This is a genomic window from uncultured Ruminococcus sp. (genome assembly GCF_934476685.1).
Lineage (GTDB): Bacteria > Bacillota > Clostridia > Oscillospirales > Ruminococcaceae > Hominimerdicola.
Genome location: NZ_CAKSNX010000005.1, coordinates 86576 through 108187 on the forward strand (window position 1 = coordinate 86576; position 21612 = coordinate 108187).

Annotated in this window: 15 protein-coding genes and 1 riboswitch; of the genes, 7 read left to right on the forward strand and 8 right to left on the reverse strand. The window is 45.4% G+C overall.

What is annotated here, in order from left to right; translation table 11 throughout:
* Positions 1 to 88: 88 nt before the first annotated feature.
* The 7 genes from Q0E19_RS07140 (at position 89) to thiE (ending at position 8460) form a co-directional block, all read left to right on the forward strand.
* Positions 89 to 2497, forward strand: coding sequence for a glycogen/starch/alpha-glucan phosphorylase (locus tag Q0E19_RS07140; RefSeq protein WP_294408478.1), 2409 nt, complete (start codon positions 89 to 91; stop codon positions 2495 to 2497).
* A gap of 139 nt (positions 2498 to 2636) precedes the next feature.
* A riboswitch (TPP riboswitch) is annotated at positions 2637 to 2743 on the forward strand.
* A 60-nt stretch (positions 2744 to 2803) separates the two neighbouring features.
* Positions 2804 to 3616 (forward strand): bifunctional hydroxymethylpyrimidine kinase/phosphomethylpyrimidine kinase, encoded by an 813-nt coding sequence (thiD, locus tag Q0E19_RS07145; RefSeq protein ID WP_294408479.1) that lies wholly within the window; start codon positions 2804 to 2806, stop codon positions 3614 to 3616.
* A gap of 18 nt (positions 3617 to 3634) precedes the next feature.
* A complete protein-coding gene (gene thiC / locus Q0E19_RS07150; RefSeq protein WP_294408480.1) occupies positions 3635 to 4948 on the forward strand; it encodes a phosphomethylpyrimidine synthase ThiC in 1314 nt (437 codons plus the stop codon).
* Between the two features lie 979 nt (positions 4949 to 5927).
* A complete protein-coding gene (gene thiW, locus Q0E19_RS07155) occupies positions 5928 to 6467 on the forward strand; it encodes an energy coupling factor transporter S component ThiW (RefSeq protein WP_294408482.1) in 540 nt (179 codons plus the stop codon).
* A 72-nt stretch (positions 6468 to 6539) separates the two neighbouring features.
* Positions 6540 to 7337, forward strand: coding sequence for a hydroxyethylthiazole kinase (gene thiM / locus Q0E19_RS07160; protein ID WP_294408484.1), 798 nt, complete (start codon positions 6540 to 6542; stop codon positions 7335 to 7337).
* On the forward strand, positions 7334 to 7804 hold the full coding sequence (locus Q0E19_RS07165; RefSeq protein ID WP_294408485.1) for a GNAT family N-acetyltransferase: 471 nt from the start codon (positions 7334 to 7336) through the stop codon (positions 7802 to 7804). The genes thiM and Q0E19_RS07165 overlap by 4 nt, the downstream gene beginning before the upstream one ends.
* Positions 7804 to 8460 carry a thiamine phosphate synthase gene (gene thiE, locus Q0E19_RS07170; protein ID WP_294408487.1) on the forward strand — a complete coding sequence of 219 codons (657 nt, stop codon included), beginning with the start codon at positions 7804 to 7806 and terminating at the stop codon, positions 8458 to 8460. Before Q0E19_RS07165 ends, thiE begins: the two co-directional genes overlap by 1 nt.
* Positions 8461 to 8642: 182 nt before the next feature.
* On the opposite strand, the gene Q0E19_RS07175 is transcribed toward thiE, so the two are convergent.
* From Q0E19_RS07175 to Q0E19_RS07210, 8 genes are all read right to left on the reverse strand, one after another.
* On the reverse strand, positions 8643 to 9818 hold the full coding sequence (locus Q0E19_RS07175; protein ID WP_294408488.1) for a glycosidase: 1176 nt from the start codon (positions 9816 to 9818) through the stop codon (positions 8643 to 8645).
* Between the two features lie 191 nt (positions 9819 to 10009).
* On the reverse strand, positions 10010 to 10648 hold the full coding sequence (locus Q0E19_RS07180; protein WP_294408490.1) for a sortase: 639 nt from the start codon (positions 10646 to 10648) through the stop codon (positions 10010 to 10012).
* A gap of 35 nt (positions 10649 to 10683) precedes the next feature.
* Complete coding sequence (locus Q0E19_RS07185) at positions 10684 to 11688, reverse strand: Cna B-type domain-containing protein (RefSeq protein ID WP_294408491.1); 1005 nt, start codon at positions 11686 to 11688, stop codon at positions 10684 to 10686.
* A complete protein-coding gene (locus Q0E19_RS07190) occupies positions 11663 to 12619 on the reverse strand; it encodes a class C sortase (protein ID WP_294408493.1) in 957 nt (318 codons plus the stop codon). The genes Q0E19_RS07185 and Q0E19_RS07190 overlap by 26 nt, the downstream gene beginning before the upstream one ends.
* Positions 12620 to 12778: 159 nt before the next feature.
* Positions 12779 to 14332 (reverse strand): isopeptide-forming domain-containing fimbrial protein, encoded by a 1554-nt coding sequence (locus tag Q0E19_RS07195; RefSeq protein ID WP_294408494.1) that lies wholly within the window; start codon positions 14330 to 14332, stop codon positions 12779 to 12781.
* Positions 14333 to 14352: 20 nt separating this feature from the next.
* Complete coding sequence (locus tag Q0E19_RS07200) at positions 14353 to 20679, reverse strand: Cna B-type domain-containing protein (RefSeq protein WP_294408495.1); 6327 nt, start codon at positions 20677 to 20679, stop codon at positions 14353 to 14355.
* 84 nt (positions 20680 to 20763) lie between these two features.
* A complete protein-coding gene (lepB, locus tag Q0E19_RS07205; RefSeq protein ID WP_294408496.1) occupies positions 20764 to 21381 on the reverse strand; it encodes a signal peptidase I in 618 nt (205 codons plus the stop codon).
* Positions 21382 to 21383: 2 nt separating this feature from the next.
* Positions 21384 to 21575 carry a hypothetical protein gene (locus tag Q0E19_RS07210; protein WP_294408497.1) on the reverse strand — a complete coding sequence of 64 codons (192 nt, stop codon included), beginning with the start codon at positions 21573 to 21575 and terminating at the stop codon, positions 21384 to 21386.
* Positions 21576 to 21612 lie beyond the last annotated feature (37 nt).

Here is a 21612-nt window from a genome sequence, read left to right on the forward strand (position 1 = left end):
TAATTTATAGGACGATTTGTAAATTAATATTTTTGAAAAACTGAGTTTTATTTTTTTACAAAAAGCGAAGAATTAGGAGGAATGTATAATGTCAAAGGCAATCGAGAAAACGATCTCCAAAGAGGACCTTAAAAATCAGTTTGTGGACATTCTCCATAACGATTTTCAGACTACTCCTGAAGAGGCTGACGACCGTCAGGTCTATGAGGCACTCTCTAAGATCGTGGTAAATATTCTCAAAGCTAAGAGAAGAAAATTTACAGTAAAAACACAGTCCGAAGGCAAGAAGAAGATCTACTATCTTTCAATGGAATTCCTTATGGGACGTTCCTTGAAAACATCACTCTATAACCTCGAAATGGTTAAGCAGGCTACTTCTGTCCTCAAGGATTTCGGCATCTCTATCAACGGTATCTACGAGCAGGAGCCTGACGCAGGTCTTGGAAACGGCGGTCTTGGAAGACTTGCTGCCTGCTATCTTGACGCACTCGCTGCTGACGGCTATCACGCAACAGGCTATTCAATCTGCTATGAGTACGGTATCTTCAAGCAGAAGCTGGAAGAGGGCTGGCAGACAGAGCTTCCTGATAACTGGCTGCCGGGCGGTTCAGTATGGCTCGTTCCTGTTCCTTCAAAGGCTATCGAAGTACGTTTCGACGGCGAGCTTAAGGAATACTGGGATAATCAGTACCACTGCGTAACTCACGAAAACTATACTTCTGTTATGGCTGTTCCATACGACCTGTTCGTTTCAGGCTATGACAGCGAGGCTGTTTCAAAGCTCAGACTCTGGAAGGCTGAAACTGCGTCATTCGATATGTCAATGTTCAACAAGGGCGACTACTCAAAGGCTCTCAGCAAGAACATCATCTCACAGGCTATCACAAAGGTACTTTATCCTAACGATAACCACGCAGAAGGTAAGTCACTCAGACTCAGACAGCAGTATTTCCTTTGCGCTGCATCTATCGGCGATATCGTAAACCAGCATATGTCAGTTTACGGCACACTTGACAACCTCCACGAAAAGGTGGCTATCCACATCAACGATACTCACCCGACGCTTGCTATCCCTGAGCTTATGAGAGTTCTCCTCGATGACTGCGGATTCTCATGGGATAAGGCTTGGCACATCGTTCAGAATACATTCGCTTACACAAACCACACAGTTATGCCTGAGGCTCTGGAAAAGTGGGACTGCAATCTGCTTAAGAGCGTTTGCCCTAGAATTTTCTCTATCATCATCGAGATCAACGAGAGATACTGCCGTGACCTCTGGGAGAGATACAAGGACGAGGCTAAGGTTTCTCATATGTCTATCGTTGAGAACAACAAGGTCAAGATGGCTACTCTCTGCGTTCACGCATCACACAGCGTAAACGGCGTTGCAAAGATCCACTCAGAGATCATCAAGAAGGAAACATTCAAGGACGAGTACCTTGACACTCCAACAAAGTTCAAGAACGTTACAAACGGTATCGCATACAGAAGATGGCTCTATCAGTCAAACGAGGGACTTACAAGCCTGCTCCGTGAAAAGATCGGCGACGGCTTCCTCAAAAACGCTGCTGAGCTTAGCAAGCTTGCTGTTTTCAAGGACGATGAAGAAGTTCTCAACAGACTTGCTGACATCAAGATGGACAACAAGAAGAAGTTCGCTAAGTATGTAAAGAATCAGTACGGCGTTGTTCTCAACACAGATTCTATCTTCGACGTTCAGGTTAAGCGTCTGCACGAGTATAAAAGACAGCAGCTCAACGCTCTGAACATCATCGCTCAGTACAACTACCTCAAGGCAAATCCTGACGCACCTTTCACACCAAAGACATACATCTTTGCAGCAAAGGCAGCCCCTGGATACTATATGGCAAAGCAGATCATCAAGCTTATCTGGAACATTTCAGAAGAGCTTAAGAAGGACAAGAAGCTCAACGAAAAGCTTAATGTTATCTTCCTCGAAGATTACAACGTTTCACTTTCTGAGATCCTTATGCCTGCTGCAAACATCTCCGAGCAGATCTCTCTTGCAGGTACAGAGGCTTCCGGTACAGGCAACATGAAGCTTATGATAAACGGCGCTATCACTCTTGGTACACTTGACGGAGCAAACGTTGAGATCCACGAGCAGGTCGGCGACGAGAACATCATCATCTTCGGTATGAACGTTGACGAAGTAAATGCTTGCAAGGCAGGATACAAGCCAATGGATATCTACAACTCAAATGACATTGTAAAGCAGGCTATCGACACACTTCAGTACGGTATAAACGGTCAGCAGTTCAGCGAGATCGCAGACAGCCTTAAAAATTCTGACCCATACATGGCTCTTAAGGATTTCGATTCTTATCAGCAGGCACAGAAGTACGCTTCCGAGTGCTATGAGGACAAGATGAAGTGGCAGAAGATGAGCCTTGCAAATATCGCAGGCGCAGGCATCTTCTCTGCTGACAGATCTGTTGAAGATTACGCTAGAGATATCTGGGGACTTTCAAAGTAAAGATATAACGATATCAAAATTTTAAGATATTTGATGCGGTGCATTTTTATAAATGTGCCGCATTTTTTTATTATGGCTGCAGCGCTTTAGGCTCTTGACATTAGGGGTGTAATGTGATAAAATGTATACAAATGAATATGACGATTTGCAGGGGAACTCAGGGCTTTTTGCCGAGTTGAGAAGATTAGATCTGACCCTTTGAACCTGTCGGCTAACACCGTTGTAGGGAGCAGTTGCTTGATTGATCTTGTGCGTTCACCTTTCGGTGGGCGCATTTTTTATTAGACTTTTAAAGGAGTGACTGATTTGAAAAAATGTCTGTCTATTGCAGGCTCGGACTGTTCCGGCGGAGCGGGCATACAGGCTGACCTTAAATCCTTTTCTGCCAACGGAGTTTTCGGAATGAGCGTTATAACCTCGGTAGTTGCGGAAAACACAAGCCGTGTTATCTCGGTTTTCAACGTACCGACTGATGAGATAGAAAAGCAGATAGACGCTGTTTTTGAAGACATTGAAGTGGACGGAGTTAAGCTTGGTATGCTGCCGACGGCGGAGATAATTTCTGCGGTTGCGGACAAGCTGCGTGAATACAAGCCGCCTTTTATCGTATGCGATCCTGTTATGGTAGCCACAAGCGGCGACGCACTTTCTGACGGGGACACTGTTGGTGTACTAAAAGAAAGGCTTTTCCCCATAACCGATCTGCTTACGCCTAACATTCCTGAGGCTGAGGCTATTTCTGGGATAAAGATAAACAGGACGACGGATTTTGACAAGGCTGCAAAAGTCATAATGGATATGGGTGTAAAAAATCTTCTTATAAAGGGCGGTCACTCTTCGGGGGACTGCATCGACATACTTTACACCTCCGAAAAGGACAATGATGGGAACTACATAAGTTACAGTTTCAGCGGACGGCGGGTCGATTCCCCTAACACTCACGGCACAGGCTGCACACTTTCCTCGGCTATCACGGCGGAGCTTGCTAACGGTGCGGACATGAAAACGGCTGTGGAAAATGCAAAGCAGTACATAACCTGCGCCATTGAAAATTCATTTATGGTAGGAAAAGGTCACGGACCTGTTAATCACTTTTATAAATTTTACAATTCACTTTAATTGGAAAGGATCATTGAGATGAGAAATTACAAGACACAGATGGAAGCCGCAAAAAAGGGCATTATCACACCTGAAATGGAAGTAGTTGCAAAGAAGGAATACATGGACGCTGACAAGCTGAGAGAGCTTGTTGCCTGCGGACAGGTAGCTATCCCTGCGAACATCAACCACAAGGCACTTTCTGCTGAGGGTATCGGTTCGGGATTAAAGACAAAGATCAATGTAAACCTCGGTATTTCGGGTGACGCAAAGAACTACGACATTGAGATGCAGAAGGTAGACATGGCGGTAAAGTTCGGTGCTGAGGCTATAATGGATCTTTCAAACTACGGAAAGACAAACACATTCAGAAAAGAGCTTATTGCAAAGTCCCCAGCTATGATCGGAACAGTACCTATGTATGATGCTATCGGTTATCTTGACAAGGATCTGCTGGAGATCTCCGCAGAGGATTTCCTCAAGGTAGTAAGGGCGCACGCAGAAGAAGGCGTTGACTTTATGACCATTCACGCAGGCATAAACAGACGTGCTGTGGAGGCATTCAGACGTGAGGGCAGAAAGATGAACATCGTTTCAAGAGGCGGTTCACTTCTTTTCGCATGGATGATGATGACAGGAAACGAGAACCCATTCTTCGAGTTCTACGATGATGTACTTGAAATTCTCAGAGAATACGATGTTACTATCTCACTTGGCGACGCACTTCGTCCCGGCTGTCTTGCTGACGCAACTGACGCAGGACAGATCTCAGAGCTTATCGAGCTTGGCAATCTGACAAAGAGGGCATGGGAGAAGGACGTACAGGTAATGGTAGAAGGTCCGGGACACATGGCAATGAACGAGATCGCAGCCAACATGAAGCTTGAAAAGAAGATCTGCCACAACGCACCATTCTATGTACTTGGACCTTTGGTAACAGACATTGCGCCGGGATACGATCACATCACATCTGCTATCGGCGGAGCTATTGCTGCGGCTAACGGTGCAGATTTCCTGTGTTATGTAACGCCTGCTGAACATCTCAGGCTGCCTGACGTTGATGATGTTAAGGAAGGAATCATGGCAAGCAAGATCGCAGCACACGCAGCTGACATTGCAAAGGGAATACCGCACGCAATGGACAGGGACAATGCCATGGCTGCTGCACGTCACAAGCTTGACTGGGACGAGATGTTTGACATAGCGCTTGACGGAGAAAAGGCGAGAAGATTTTTCGAGCAGACACCTCCTGCTGACAGGCACACCTGCTCAATGTGCGGAAAGATGTGTGCTGTAAGGACGACAAACATGATCCTAGAAGGCAAAGAAGTAAAATTCTGCACTGAAAAATAGTCCTCGCCGGACGGGCGCCCTCGGGCGGGCGGCTCGGTTCGGGACGCTCGACAAGCTCGCTGTCTGCTGTTGGGGCTTTTACTTTTGCACTCGGAAGAAACGGAGATATGGCTTTTACTAAAACCGACTTTGATAAGGTTTTATCTCGGCTTTGGAAAAATTGTGTAGGGGCGACCTGTGGTCGCCAGTTTACACCAAAACTAACTTCGCTAAACTCTTATCTCTGCTTTAAAAGTTTGCATAAAACTTTAAACACCAAACAAAGCAAAAGCACCCGCAAACTATCAAATGCACAAAGCAAGTTTTAGGCTAAAGCCCTTTTCCAAAAGGGCTTTCAGAGGCTCAAAGGGGGCAGCGCCCCTTTGTCGCTCCCGCAGGAGCGAAATCCCCATCGGAGGAGCTCCGCACAGGGTGAAAAGTCAACACCTACGGCAGTTGACTTAGGCATGCCCTGCGATAGAGGGCTGCCCCTTACTTGCCTACCGCACAAACTCCCCTGCAAGGGCTTGCCCCTTGCACGTTCTCGGGCGGGTCTTCCCAGACGGGGTAATTCGGGACACTCGCAAGCTCGCTGTCTGCTGTCGGGGCTTTTACTTTTGTGCTCGGAAGAAACCAAGATATGGCTTTTACTGAAAATGACTTTGATAAGGTCTTATCTCGGTTTTGGAAAATTGCGTAGGGGCGACCTGTGGTCGCCTGCTTATACCAAACTCAACTTTAGATAAGGTCATATCTCGGTTTTGGAAAATTTGCGTATGAACGACTTGTGGTTGCCTGCAAACTTTTTGCACTATCTCAAAACAAATTGGGTAATGTCTTTTATGACTCTTCAAAGCTATGCAGATACAACCGCTATTGACAGTTATGTTTGCTTTGATAGTCCGAAATTACGCACTTTTTTCTATACCTTACTTTTATGCTGTTTATTATTTTGTTCGGCAGGGCGAACGCTTTGCGGAATTTATATTGGAGTGATACTGTGAAAAATGTTAATATTCACAAACTGACTTTTGCGGCGGTGCTTTGCGCTTTGGCTGTGGCAGGTTCGCTGATCTCTTTCCCTATCGGGGCTTCTAAATGCGCTCCTGTTCAGCATCTTGTGAACATTATTGCGGCGGTTTTTCTTGGCCCTGCTTGGGGCGTGGGGATAGCTTTTGCCGCTTCGCTGCTTAGAAATCTGCTGGGGATAGGCTCTCTGCTTGCGTTCCCCGGTTCGATGGTAGGTGCATTTGTGGGGGCAATGCTTTACAAGTACAGCAGAAAGCTGCCTGCGGCATACGTTGGCGAGCTGTTCGGAACTTCTGTTTTGGGCGGACTGCTTGCTTATCCTGTGGCTAAATATCTTGTGGGTTCGTCTGTGGCTGCGCTGACTATGTACATTGTTCCGTTTTTTGTCAGCTGTGCAGGAGGAACTGTGCTTGCGATAGTTATTGTTACGGCACTGAAAAAGGCTAAGGTCTTTGACGGATTTTTAGGGCTGAAAACCTCTGAAAGCAAGCCGTTGACAGCAAAAAACTAATGTGATATAATATTTACAGAGATCAAGGCGGCCTGCGTGGTCGCCTTTAGTGCAGATAAGGAGATTTTTTCAATGGCAGCGGAGTTTTCAAGTGAGGTTTTATGGGGGAATATCGAGCGGTTAAGAAATGCTGAACCGTCGCCTTTGGTGCATTGCATAATGAACACGGTGGCTCAGAACGACTGCGCAAACGCTCTGCTTGCGGTGGGGGCAAAGCCTTGCATGGCGCAGTCACCTGCGGAAAGCAGGGAGATAACTTCGCAGGCTGCCGCTCTTGTTATAAATATGGGAACGTTATCCGAGGACAGAAAAAACGCTATGTTCAGTTCGGGAGTTGCGGCTAACAAAGCGGGGATCCCATGCATACTCGACCCTGTGGGTGTGAAAGGCTCTGAGTACAGACGGCTCACATTTGAGGCCTTGCTTGGGCGGGTGAAATTCACTGTCATAAAGGGAAATCTCAACGAGATGAGCTATGTGGCACAATGCTACTCCAACGATCCGCAGGAAACTGCACTTCTTGCGGCGAGGGGAACAAATTCGGTAGGCGTTGTGACGGGGGAATGTGACTACATTTCGGACGGAATGTGTACATACCGCATTGAGAACGGCACTCCCCTTTTGTCGAAAGTCACTGGGACAGGCTGTATGACAGGAGCGCTCATCGGGGCATTTTCCACTGTTACGGACGGCTTGACCGCCGCATTATGCGGTGTGAGTTTAATGGATATATGCGGCGAAATTGCTGCTAAGGGATTTTGCGGCACAGGCACATTCAGAGTGAAGCTTATGGATATGATGTCGCAGATAAGCAGAGAACAAATAATCGGCAGGCTCAAAGCCGACAAAATATGGGAGGTAAAGCTATGAAAGTAAGAATGGCACAGGAAAAGGATATTCCGCAGATAAACAGTCTGCTGTATCAGGTAGAGCGTGTTCATCAGCAGGGCAGACCTGATCTTTTTAAAGAGGGCGCAAAGAAATACAATGACGAGCAGCTTAAAGAGATGCTGAAGGACAGCACAAGACCTATCCTTGCGGCGGCGAATGATGATGACGTTATGCAGGGATATGCTTTCTGCATTTTTCAGGAGCATAAAAATGACAACGTACTTACGGACATAAAGACACTTTACATTGACGATCTGTGCGTGGACGAAAACTGCCGTGGACAGCACGTTGGAACTCTGCTGTACGAGGCTGTTAAGAAGTTTGCGAAGGAAAGCGGCTGTTACAATGTTACGCTGAACGTATGGGAATGCAACAGCTCGGCTATGAAGTTCTATCAGAAAGTTGGTCTTGTGCCATACAAGACGGGAATGGAGATCATATTATAATGGATAAAACGGCAAGATTTGACAAAAGCAAGGTAGATTATACCCTGTATTTATGCACCGACAGGCAGCTTATGAGCAGCAGCACTATTGAAGAATCTGTAACGCAGGCGCTTGACGGCGGCTGTTCGGTGGTTCAGCTGAGAGAAAAGGACACAAGTTCGAGGGATTTTCTTGCGCTGGCGAAGAGGGTAAAGCTTATTACGGAGCATTACGGAGTGCCGCTCATAATAAACGATCGTTTTGACATTGCTATGCTGGCTGGTGCGGACGGAGTGCATCTTGGTCAGAGTGATCTGCCATGCGATGAGGTAAGACGTTTTGCCGGTGAAGATCTTATTATCGGCGTATCTGCGGCGAGGGTAGATGAGGCTGTAAAGGCGCAGGCGGACGGAGCGGACTATCTCGGCGTTGGCGCAATGTACGCAACTTCCACAAAGGCCAACACAAGACCCGTTTCGCAGGAACTTCTGCGTGAGATAAGGGGTTCGGTGGAAATACCGATAGTTGCTATCGGCGGCATAAAGGCAGACAGGCTTGCGGACTTCGAGGGCAGCGGAATAAACGGCTTTGCGGTTGTTTCGGCTGTGGTGGCGCAGGCGGACGTAAGGCTTGCGGCTGAGGAACTGCGCAGGAAGATACTTGCCTGCGGATCATAATTTTCATATGGACACATGGACACAAAAAAACTACGGTCATTTTCGGTGACCGTAGTTTTTATTATGTGAAAAATTTTTCAAGCGATGTAGTAAATATGATGTGCTGCCATATCGAATTATAATGTATCCGATAAATAGCAGTTAATAAGCAGCCGCCGACCGCAGGTCGCCCCTACATTCGTTTATTTGCCGAGGAATTCGAGGTTCTTACTGATAAGCTCGCATCTCTGCTTTACGCAGTCAACTGAACGCAGCGGATCGGACGGTGTATTGAAAGTATAGTCCATAAGCTTGTCGATAGTTGTTGACGCAACGTGAACTCTTGTATCGGAGGACGCATAGTAGATATAAACGTCGCCGTTTTCACGGACAACTGCGCCGTTTGTAAAGCAAACGTTTGATACGTCGCCCACTCTTTCCTCGCCGTGAGGTGCGATGAAAAGTCCTGAAGGTGAGGCGATAAGCTTCTTAGGATCGTTGAGGTCGGTTGCGAAAACGTAGATAACGTATCTCAGACCAGCGGCGGTATTTCTTACGCCGTGAGCAATATGTATCCAGCCCTTTGGAGTTTTGATCGGAACTGCGCCTGCGCCGTTCTTTGACTCTGTGATAGTGTGGTAAAGTCTAGGAGAAACCACAACTTCTTCTGTGCAGATAACAGGGTTTGTGATATCCTCGCAAAGACCAAAGCAAACTCCTCCGCCTGAACCTGTCTGAATGAAATCGTCCTGCGGACGGGTATAGAAAGCGTACTTGCCGTCAACGAACTCAGGGTGGAGAACAACGTTTCTCTGCTGAGGTGATGCGGACTTGAGGTTAGGAAGTCTTTCCCAAGTTTTGAGGTCCTTTGTTCTTACGATACCTGCCTGTGCGATAGCAGCGGAGAGGTCGTTTGTAGACTTGTCCTTGCTTTCGGAACAGAAAACGCCGTAGATCCAGCCGTCCTCGTGCTGAGTCAATCTCATATCGTAAACGTTGGTTTCCTCCGGCTCTGTATCAGGGAGCTGAACAGGGAAATCCCAGAAACGGAATCCGTCAACAGGGCTTTCGCTCTCGGCAACGGCGAAAAATGACTTTCTGTCTGCACCTTCAACTCTTGCTACGAGGTAATACTTGCCATTGAGGTAGATAGCGCCCGAATTGAGGACTGCGTTTATGCCCAGTCTTTCCATAAAATATGGGTTTGTTTCGGGGTTAAAATCATATCTCCAGATGAGCGGAGCGTGGTCGGCGGTCAGGACAGGATTTTCATATCTGTCGTAAACACCGTTATATCTTTCGGATATCTTATTTTTCTTAGCGAGGAGAGCTTCGTACTTCTGCTCCTCACGAGCCTTATTTGTTTCAAAAATTGTCATAACAGCACCCTTTCATAATGTTGGATCAAAGCACACAGCTGTGCATTATTGTCTTAACAAATCACTATTCAAGTATACTATATCGGCTATACAATTTCAAGAAACATTTGTTCGGTGTAACGTTTACATAAAAAATTTTGTGATATGCACAAATTTACAGCTATTTTTTGTACATTAATCTACATTTATGCTTACCGGTCATTATTCTCATCAAGGGTACAGCGGATCGTGACACGGCTGTATCCGCTCCATGTACAGGTGAACAAAGTCAGATCCCAATCCTGTCTTGCGCCTTTATACATCGAGTCAACGTCCCAGCCGTTTATAAGCTCGCCATAGGAAACTGTGTAGTGGAAAGTTCTGCCGTGAATATCGGTGAAGATGACCTCGTCGCCTGTGGAAAGCTGATCCAGCTTATCGAAAAAGCCTGCATAGTTATGGGCGCATATGATAAGGTCACGTCTTGCTCTTGTGCCGTCATAGCGGCAGGGGGCGACATTCATATCCTGATAATTCCAGCCTTTTATAACGGGAAACTGCTGACCGAGGGTGGGGAGGGTTATCATACCCATATAGATATTCCCGTCAAGCTCGATAGAATCGTCCTCTTCCTCCTCGGCGGTGCTGCTGTTATCGAAAACATCAAAGGGCGAGCTGTCGTTCTGCGGAGTTGAGGGTATCTCCTTTTCAAGCTGCGTCAGGGCGGTATTCATTTTTCCAAGACTTTCGTTTTCGTGATAGAAGTTATAAAAGGTAAGGGACAATGCCACTACTATCAGCACTGCCCCCAGAACTATCAAAAAACGGCCTTTTGCGTTTTTCTTAGTCATTATTTTCTCGCTTTCGCAAATTATTTTTACCTATTTTACTTATTTTTTCTGCTTACTCTCCAGCCTGCTGCAAGGAGTACGATTCCGCAGCCTGCGAGGACAGGTACAGGCCACCAGAGTGAACCTGTCTGCGGAAGTTTTCCGCCTTTGCTGTCGCTGCTTGGCGAACTGCTGTTTTCTGAACTGCTGTCAGGTGTTGACGAACTGCTGTCGGTATTACTGCTGCTGTCGCCGTCATTCCATGTTATGGTATAAGTATTGTCGATCTGATAGAGAGTATTGTTGTTCTCATAGATGACTGTGAAGTTTTCGGGGATATCTATCTCCTTTACACGCCAGTCATACTTTGTTTCGCCTATCCAGTAATGCTCCCAGTTGTTGGACTCATCAAGGGTAACGGTGTCAACAAGCTCGTTATCACGATAGATGCCGACTGTGATAGAGGTTGGCTTGAACTTATCGAACTGACCCAACATATCCCATGTTTTTCTCACGCCGTACTCGGCTGTATCCTCATCGGGGAAAGCCTCGATAGTGTACTTAGGGTAAACTGTTATCTCGCCGTCGGCGATCTGCTCATCGGTAAGCTTTATTATCATTGGTGACGGGATAAACTTCATTTCATCGGAAACAAATCTTTTGCCTATGATAAGGTAAAGTCCTGCGCCGTCTGTTTTAACGGTAGTTTCGCCATTTTCATCGGTCACGCCTGTTGCCACTGGGGTAAGCCCGTCAAGCTCGGCATAATTTTCGAGGGTATTTGCCACCGCCTGCATATCGGAAGCCTCGGTGAGATTTTTAAGGGAAACAGGGTAATCTGCAAACTGACCTGTGAGCTTATACTCACCGTTTGCACTCTCCTCCCCCACCTTATATATTCTCCACTCGGCATTGGCGATAGGAGCGTCCTGCCGTTTGCAGACTATATTGACATTACAATCAGCTGCGTCAGCCGATATGGCAAAAGAATTTATCATACACATCAGCATTGCGATAACGCAAAGCAATGCGCCGCTAATTTTTGCGGTCCTGACATTCATCTTTTTTGCCCTCCTTTTTCTGAGATTTTGCATTTTCTTCATTTTTACTTTTATCTTCGTGTTCTTTTTCCTGCTTTGCAAGCAGTGACATTGGATCGTCATGTGGGAAAGGCTTTTTCTTCGCACCGACGAACCACCATACGAGCAGGGCAACGAACATAGGCACTGCTATGAACGGCACTACTGAAAGTGAATCGAGCTGCACTGCGTCGGCTGTGATCTTGGACTTTGCCACAGCCTCAGGGTTTTCGATCCTGTGTCCACGGACGAGAAGTCTGTGGGAATTTACTCCATACGGGGTGCAGGTGGTGAGGGTAACATAGTCTTCACCATCGACAATGTTCAGCTTATCCATTTGGTTTGGCAGCACGATCGAGATCTGATCCACCTCATAGGTATAGACCTCTTTCAGCACTGTTATAGTGAACTCATCGCCCTCTGTAAGCTGGTCGAGGTTGCTGAACAGCTCCGCTGAGGGAAGTCCTCTGTGGGCGGAGATAACGGAATGTGTGCTTTTTCCGCCTACGGGGAGAGTTGAGCCTTGAAGATGTCCCACTGCGATATTCAGAACGCTTTCGCTTGTTCCGTGATATATCGGCAGCTGAACTCTTATCTGGGGGATAGAAATATATCCCATAATGCCTGTACCTGTGATATCGAGTATTTTATCGTAGTCGGGTACTTCGTCATATTCGACGAAAGGGAAATCCAGCTTTGCGATCTGCTCGTTATACTCTCTTGCACGTTCAAGCAGCCGTTCGTTCTCCTCATCGGAGAGGTCGTTCGCCGCTTTCTGATAGGTTGCGACGGCTCGGCTTTGGGTTTTCGAGTTCCACCAGTTACTGAACATAGGATAAAACATTACGGAGAGCCCCACCAGCAAAAGAAAGACCAATAAAATTGTAGATAATTTACCGCTTTTTTTCCTCATGGAGTCCTCCCTAATGCCTGCCGACAGGGGTTCTGCCGGCAGATATAAAGGTTATTTTTTCTGATACGATATCAGTTTGTTTTTTTGATAGACGTTAGTCAGTCAAAGATAGGATTAGTCCTTTAAAGAAAGACATTAGTCCTTCAAAGAAGGATTTTATTAATCCTTCTTTCTTTTCTTTGTGATAAGAAGAACGCCTGCGCCGAGGGCGATAGATGCACCTGTTGCGTAGAAGATCTTAGTACCGATTCCGCCTGTTTCAGGAAGCTGTGAACCCTTCTTGTTCTCTACGTCAGTTGTGAGTATTCCGTCTGTCGCATTTGCGTTGAAACTTGCATTGCCGCCTGTTACAGTTGCAGAAAGATCATTGAACTGTGGAGCATCAGCAAGTACTTCATAGTCAGCTGTGATAGTGAAGTAGATATCGTCGATCTTGTTGTACTCAGGAGTTGGTGTCTTTGTTTCTTCAAGCTTGTATTCGCCTGCATCAAGACCTGTGAACTCGAATGCGTCCTTATCAAGATCTGTGATCTCCTTAACTGCGACCCAGCTTCCATTTACATTTTTAGAAAGAGTAAAGTTAGCGCCCTCAAGTGGATCACCGTTCTCGTCAACCTTGTTTACGATAGTCTTGTATGTGAATACAATTACCTGATCGTCAAGTGTCTTAGCTGTGCCTGAACCACCCTTGTTAGGATTGTTTGAATACTCAAGGTTAGCCTTGTTTGTGTTACCAGTTGCACCGATAACAGCCTTATCATTGAGAGTAGCCTTATATGTAACAACTACTTTATCAGCACTTGTAAGACTAGGAACAGCTGTCTTAAGGTTAGTAAACTTAAGCTCAAAGCCGTTAGCTGTCTTTGTGATCGTATACGTAGCTGGATCTACTGTTACTGTGCCGGCTGTTACTTCTACTGAAGTTTCATCAAAAGTAAGACCGTCGCTGAATGTATCTGTGAACTTGTACTGATATGAGTCATAAACTGCATAGTCCTGAGGAAGTGTACCTGTGAGCTTGAACTCTACCTTATCGCCGATATCCATATCAGCTGCATCCTGCCAGTCAGAAGTTACGCCTGTTGTATCGTTAACGTCCTTTACCTTCTTTTCGAGGGAAACTTCACCCTGCTTGAGTGTTATATTTGTGTCGCCCTCTACTGCAAGAATGTGCTTGCTGAGTGTTGTGAATGAATCATATGATGTATCAACGAAGAGGTAATAACCATTCTCTACATCAAATGAAGCAGTTGTTCCGCCATGTGTGTCAACATCTGCATATGATGTAGACATATAATTTGAGAGGATAGCTGCGAGCTTATCAGCTACTGTGTAATCAGTTGTTGACTTGCCGTTTGTGATGTTTGAAAAAACATCAGCAAAATCCTGAGCACTGCTTGAAGCTGTAAGAGCAGAAGCACCTGTCAGAGCGTTGAGGTCTGCGTCAGCCTGAATATCAGCAACGAGGTCGCCAAGCTTGCTCGTGTCGATAGAATCGCCCCATGTTACGTTTGAAAGGATACCGTTTGAAGATGTACCCTTAAACACCTGATATGCATAGTAGGTATGTCTAGCCTTTGCATTCTCGATGCTTACAGTTGATTTAGCTGTAGTTGCTGAAGCTGATCCTGTAATTGTTGCTGTTGCTACCATAGCTGAAACTGCCATTACTGCTGCAGCTGCAATAGCTGCTGTTCTTTTCATTTTTTTCATACTAATCTTTCCCTTTCTGATTATTTATTATGTTCGCCTTTTTTGCGGCGATCAATAACTAACATTACTGCTGCTGAAATCGATACAGCAGCGCCTGCGACTGTGAACGGAAGTGTTCCGCTGCCTCCTGTTTCAGGCAGGAAGCCTGTGTTCTTCTGAACGTTGTTGTACACCTGCACATACTGATCGTCGGCAGATGCGTTTATATACAGCGAATTAACATCGCCGTTATACCTGTAATAAACCCTATATGATGACTTGTCCACAGGCTGATTATTATAGCTTACCTCTTCGATCCAATAGTACCATGTATTGCCCTTGGCGTCATTCTGTTCGAGGGTCAAGGTCTTTGACCAGTTGTCGCTGCCTGTGAGGGTTATGGTGTTGTAGAGGAGGTCAGCATTATTTGTATCGGGGTTTGCGCTAGGTTTTAGGGTGATATCAGATGATGTTGAACCTGACGAACCTGAACCTGAGCTTGCTGATACATACTGAACGCTGTAAACTGTTGCTGAATTATCCTTAGCGCCGACATACACTTTATAGAGATAATCGGCGAAGTCATAATTCTGGAATGCACTCATACAATCAGCATAGCTGAACTTGCTGTATGTATTGCCGTTAGCGGCTGTGCCAGTTTCTGTCGGCTCGACCTTGCACCAGTTAAGTACGTTTGTATCGTCCCAAGCACCATTGGCTGTACCCTTAAGTATAAGCTGGATATCTCCCGTATGCTCAACGTAGAAATAACCGCCGTCCGTGAACTGTGACGCATCAACAGAGCCGCCGTCTTTAGTGGTGCTTACCACCTGTGTGCTGCCCCATGATGAGATGTTACTGCTGCCGCTCCAAAGTTCGGCAGATGTACCGCCTGATGTTGAACCTGAGCCGCTGCTTGATGCTGTTGTGCCTGTTATTTTGTACTTTGAACTGCTGTTAGCTTCGATAAGCACTTTGACTATGATATCTTCATTAATATTTGTAAGGTTCAGTTTAAAGCTTGGATACTGCCAATCAGATGACTCCGTATAATCTGTAACGCTTACATAATCACTGCTTGACGGATTCCATGTCAGAGTATCGCCATTCTTGTTTGTACACTCAATTTCGGCAAGTTTTGTGCCGTCACTCTTTACAAGTGTGACCTTTCCTTCATAGCCCTTAAACCATGCATATTCAAGTGCAAAGTCAAATGATGCAGAGCCCTCAACAGTATACTCGGTATCAAATGTTCCGTCAGCTGCGACTGCATTTCCGTCCTTATCAACTACTTCAAACTTGACCTTTGAGCCAGTCGGAAGTGTTCCGTCAAATCTGTTGAAGTTCTGAGGAACGTCGCTGAGATTTGTTGAGCGGTAGATATTGAACTTTACTGTGTCGCCCGAATGGTTCACGCTGTCACCGTCAGACCAGGCTTTTTGCAGCTTAACGTCAACTTTGCTGATATTGACAGGAACTTTTCGGTTCGTTATCGTATCCTTGCCTGTATAGGAGGCATCATTTGAATAGGTATAGGAAACGCTGAATCCGTCTGGGATATCCTTTTCTACGATGTAATAATAGTACGGATTTCCGTCGGCATCCTTTTTATCGAGGTTCTCGATAGTTTTTACCCAGTTCTCCGATTTTTTCAAAGTGATAGTATCATAAGGTGTTGTGCAGTCCTGCGGGATCCCCTTATCGTTATTCACTCTGTTCGGGCTGTTCGGTGCGGTGAGTGAGCGGTAGATCTCAACTTTGAGGCTATCTTGCGGGATATCCTTATCGTCAAGCTCCTTACCCAGTTCGTCACGCCACAGCTTTTCGATAGTCAGATCAGCTGCGTTTGAAACTGTGATCTCGCCGTCTCTGCTGGCTGCGTTGCCCTGATATACGGATTCATAGGTCTTGTTGTTTTCAACGTCATAGTGCGTTTCAACAACGTAGTAGTAGTAAGGTTTCCAAACGTTGTTTGAATCCCTTGCACAGCCTGCGAGGTTTTGCCAGAGGTATGACCAATCATTGTTGGCTGTGATAGTTTTCTTGTCGAATTCCTCTGCGTCAGACGGGAGGCCGTCAGTCTTTTTGGTGAAAGATCTGTAAAGGGTGAATGTTACCTTATCGTTAGCGTGGTTCGCATCACCGTCGCTCCAGATCTTTTTCGCTGTAATAGAGATATTTTGCAGAAGGTTTGTTATTCTGAAAGTATTTCCGTTTTCGATGAACTGATAGCTGCTCTCGGTAAATCCAGAAGGGAGAGCAGATGCTTCAGGTCTTACACGATAGGAGAAGTAGATCGGGGTTTCATCAAGCTGATAGCCGTTCGGAGCTTCGATCTCCTTTACATAGTAGAGCCAGCCCTTTTCGGTTTCGCCGTCCTTTACGGCAGGTTCAAGCTGGAGTCCGATATTTGCGGAATCGGTAGTATTGAAAGATGCTGCGCTGTCGCCTGCATTTCCCCAAGTTACGACTGTCTGTTCGCCGTCGGAGCTTGGTTCAAACTTGACCGCAGGTACCCACTTGTACTTCGGATTTTCCTCTGTGCCTGTATTTGCAAACTTATAAAGCTCGAACTTTGCAGAAAGCTTTACGACGTAGTTTCCGCCGTCGACCTTTTCGACTTTAAGAGGTGCAACATATGTAGATGAACCCTTTGTCTGGTCGATAAGCTCGAAATTCGTCTTATTATCCGCATCTTCCTGTTCAAAGGTTGCGCCTGTTTCAAAGGCAACATTGTTCAGCAAATCGACAATGAAGCTTTCGTTCTTTGAATCTTCGCTGGAGGCTGGGCGACCTTTGTACTTGTAGACTATCTTGAGATGTCTTTCGTCAGGTACGGTAATATCAAGTTTCTTTACATATTCCTTTTCGGTTTTCTCAAAGACAGGTGTATCTGCAATGAGAGAAAGGTTGCTGTCAGTAGGAACGATAACGTCTGCTGTATTTGAGCCGCTTTTGCCGTCATCACTTCTGTATCTGAATTCAACATAATAATACTTATTATCAGTTTCATAAGTATTATTGTCCACTGTCAGCGGAATGGTTATGTTTCTGATATGATCATCGGCTTTTACTTCTGTCCAGTTAACAACTGTGCCTGTATCCTGATAATTGCCGTCTGCCTTTTCACATCTCGAAAGTATCCTATATCCTGTGATAACTCCGTCAGGAAGTGAGTCAGGAACTTTAAGAACAAGATCTCCGCTTGCTCCGCCTGCGCCTGCTTTCGGCTTAATATTGAACTGAACGAATATTGCCTTAGAATTATACTTGTTATATCCCACTAATGTGTTTGTACACGGATACTGAACAGTAGTCGGTTCTGCATCTGTCAGCTGATAGCTGTACTCGTTCGGCGAAAGCTCATTTCCCGTTTCTGCGTCGATAACGGAAACGGTCATAAGCGTCATATCGACCGCCGCATTACCGTTGATATTTACGGTCTTTTCGACTATTTTACCATTTGCGTCCTTGACTTTTATTGTAGCAGTATTGCCGCAGGTGATCTTATCTGTGAGGTTTATTGTGTCGCCGTTTGAAAGGTTCTGACCCTTCGGGTTTACATCGACAGTATAGGTTATCTCACAGCCTTCCTTCTTCGTCCATGAGGACTTTGTAAGGTTTTTCTCCTTAACGGTCTGTGTCTGTGAGCTTTCAGGATATTTACCAGAAGTGTCCTTTACAGAGTTGGAGAATGTTATGCTGCCGTACTTATTGATATGATCCTTTACTGCGCTTACCTCAGCGAGTGTGCTGTAATAGAGCACTGTAACATACTGCTGGTTATTCTTTACAGTAAACTGTACTGTATTATCGTCGGTGGAGTAAGTATAATATGCACCCCATCTGTCTGAATACTTTGTCAGCTCTTGGGACGCACCGCCGTTGCTGGTAAATTTCAGTGCGCTTGAATCCTCATAGAGTATCATTCCGTCAGGAAGAGTATCTTTAAGGACTATATTTACATCCGCTTTATACTCGCCGTTTTCATTGATCTTGACTTTCCAGTCGAACTTATAATATGTTTTGCCGTTATACTCAACGGTCGTAAGCTCGTCAAGATCCTTTATAGTTGTTTCTGTCGAGTCGGTAGCAGGATCCATTTTAACGTAAGGAGCTTGTCCCTCGTCCTTGACGTTATATGTTCTCTTACTTGCCTCCGGCTCGCCTGTTTTGCCGTTATATTCAGCCTTGTTATTAAATGTTACCTTGTCGCCTGCGTTAAGGGAAGAAACATCTATCTGAGATGAATATGTAACTCTGATATTGCTTATCTTATCGAGAGCGGCATCATTGGCAAATTTTATCTCATAGTGTGTGCCGTCAGCGGAAACTGTTATTGTATACAGGCTGTCATCGAGGACATTTGAATAGTTCTCTCCGCCGTCTGTATCATAATAAAGGTTAAAGCTGCCGTTTACGATAGTATGTGACAGGCTGTTGTTTGATGAATCAGCTGCGGTCATTGTATCGTTGAGGGTCTGACCCTTGAACTGACCGTTATACTGTTTCAGATCAACTGTCCAGTTATATGTTACCTTGCCGTTTGCCTGTGTTACAGAATTTGTATCGTAATATTTGCTTATTTCATTTTTTACCTTATAATAAGGGCTTGCATAATCTGTATAGCCGTTGATGCCTGCGGTATTCTTTACATTCACACCATTCTGCTTTTCTGCTTCTGTGATATTATAGTCTGAGGCATTGGTGTTGTATGTTATCTTTACGCTGGAATAATCACCTGCTGTATCAGCATCAGGAAGAGTTATCGTGCCGTCTGCATTTACTGTAACGTCATATGTCTTTCCGCCGATCTCAACAGTTACCTTGCCGCCTGCGTACTGGAACATATTATCTGTTACTGTTTCGCCCGGTAGAGGCTGGCTGCTGTCATTTCTTGTGATGTTGATAGTCCAGCTGAAAACTCCGCTTGCCTGATTTACATTTGCGTTCTTATCAACAGTATAGGCTTTCTTTACTGTACAGTTGCTATACTTGCCTTCCCAGCTGTTCTCAGGAGAACCTGGTTTCTGAAGACGGACTTCATTTATATAGTCCTTAGTAATATCCATCTGAGTCTTATACTCTACGGTCAGCTTTGAGGCAGTTGTGCTTTCGCCGATAGTAAGTCTGTTATCAGCGTCCTTTGTATAGGAGAGAGTATTACCGCCATCATCTTTTATTGTGATACTGCCGATAGCGTTCTTGAACTCTTCATCTTTGAGGATATAATCCTTAAGGTCTACGCCGCATTTATTTTCTATCTCGATAGTCCATGTAACTACGCCTGTTTTATAATCGACGCTGCCTGTTTTCTTTATACCGCCTGTTGAAACATACAGCTCTTTCTGTTGATCGATCGTAGTGCTGTCATTTTTCTTTTTAAGAGAAGCATTATTCTTTATCTTGCCGTCCATAAAGAAGTTAGGATCGTCCTTCGGATAAGCCGATGTATACTTGATAGTTATTTCTTTTCCCTTGTAATCATCAGCAAAGATAAACTTCTTTGAAGCGGGATCATAGCTACCTGCATCGGCAGGATCTACTGTTACCGTTGTATTTTCATCAAAGGCCGTATCTGTGATCTCGTCAAGGACTTCACTTCTTGGGTTAGTGACTTTTAAAGTCCACTCAACATTTCCGTCTTGGAGGTCCTTGCCGTCCTTAGTCATATTCGCTTTAAGAGGAGTAAACTTATCGACTACGAGGGTCTTATCACCAATAACAACTTTTGCTGTTTCATCAAGGTCATCGTCATTACGCTTTACATCAGCCTCGAACTCGATCTGACCCTTGATAAGAGTAGTATTGTTCTTCGCAGCATACTTTTCCTTGAATTCGATAAGTATGTAGTTCTCGCCGTTGATATTGATTATCTTATAATAACCCGAAACTTTTTGCTGATCCGGATCTGTTTCGTCCGGGTCTGACCAGCCGCTCTCATTATCCTTTATTTCGCCCCAGTCGTTTTCGGGAAGTCCGCCCTCAGGTATTGAAACGTTATCTCCAAGCTTACAGTAAATAAATCTTGAATTAAGCTCACCTTTAGGAAACTCAAAATTTATGCCGAGGTTTACACGTCTTGTTTCGTCAGCGCCTGTACCTGTGCCGGGATAGTTTTCTCCATCCTTTATCTCAACGCTGGACGGGTTAAATACCTCTACAAAAGTCTTTGAATCATAATCGACGGGCTCTGACGAGGTCGCCACAACGTCACTTCCGCTCGTGGCACTTATAGCAGGCATAATGAGGCTGGCAAACACCGATACAGCCACAACTGCCGCAAGCAGCAAGGCGCATACTCTGCTCCGCCGCTTTTTCGTATCTTCTTTCAAGTATTGCTGAACTTTAGTTCCAAAATTCTGCAAAACAGTTTCCTCCCTTCGGACAGATTTTATCCGATATATTCATAATTCTAGTTTTATACTTTCAATACTGTTACAAATTTGCTGTTATTTTATCCAGCCGAGTTCTTTCAGCGGTGATATACGCAGAACGACACGTCCCACCACGGATTCCTCCGCCACGCAGCCTATACGCTTTGTACGGCTGTCAACGGAAGTTGAGCGGTGGTCGCCCATAACGAACACCCTTTCGTCAGGTACTTGATACGGGAGAGTGATATCACACTCGCCCAGCGCTTTTTCGTCTACATACGGCTCGTCTATTTCCTTGCCGTTCACAAGCACTGTACCGTCTTCCTTTATATCCACTATATCCCCTGCCACGGCGATAACACGCTTCAGCAGTATTTTATTATTATAATAGAATGCGATAACGTCGCCTTTTTCAAAGCTGCCACGCTTGCGGCACACCACAAGCTCGTCATTCTGCAAGGTCGGCGTCATACTTGTACCCGTTACCCTGAGTACAGGCAGAAACAGCATTGATATGATAACCGCTGCGGCTGCCACTACCATAAGAGAAGCCACCGTACTTCTCAGGATCCTGAAATACTCACGGCGGCTTTTTATTTTCTTTACCGCACTTTCCAGCACTTCGGTCTGAGGCAGTTCATATGCTTTTTCTATTTTGCTGTCAGTTGTTATTTTTGAATTCTTGCCGCTCACTGTCAGACACCTCCGACAAGGGCAGCGACTTTCTTTTCTATGGAATCGAGTCTGCTGAGCAGTGCCTCTTTATCGGCTAATTTCTCTTTAAGCTCATCATTCTCTTTTTTCAGCTCGTCATATTCCTTTCTTACGGCGAGCATAAGTTCTAAAAGCTCGCTTTTGGAAAGTCTGTGCAATTCCTTTTCAGTCATAATCTGCTCCAAAATTTATTTTCACTTAAACTGTACT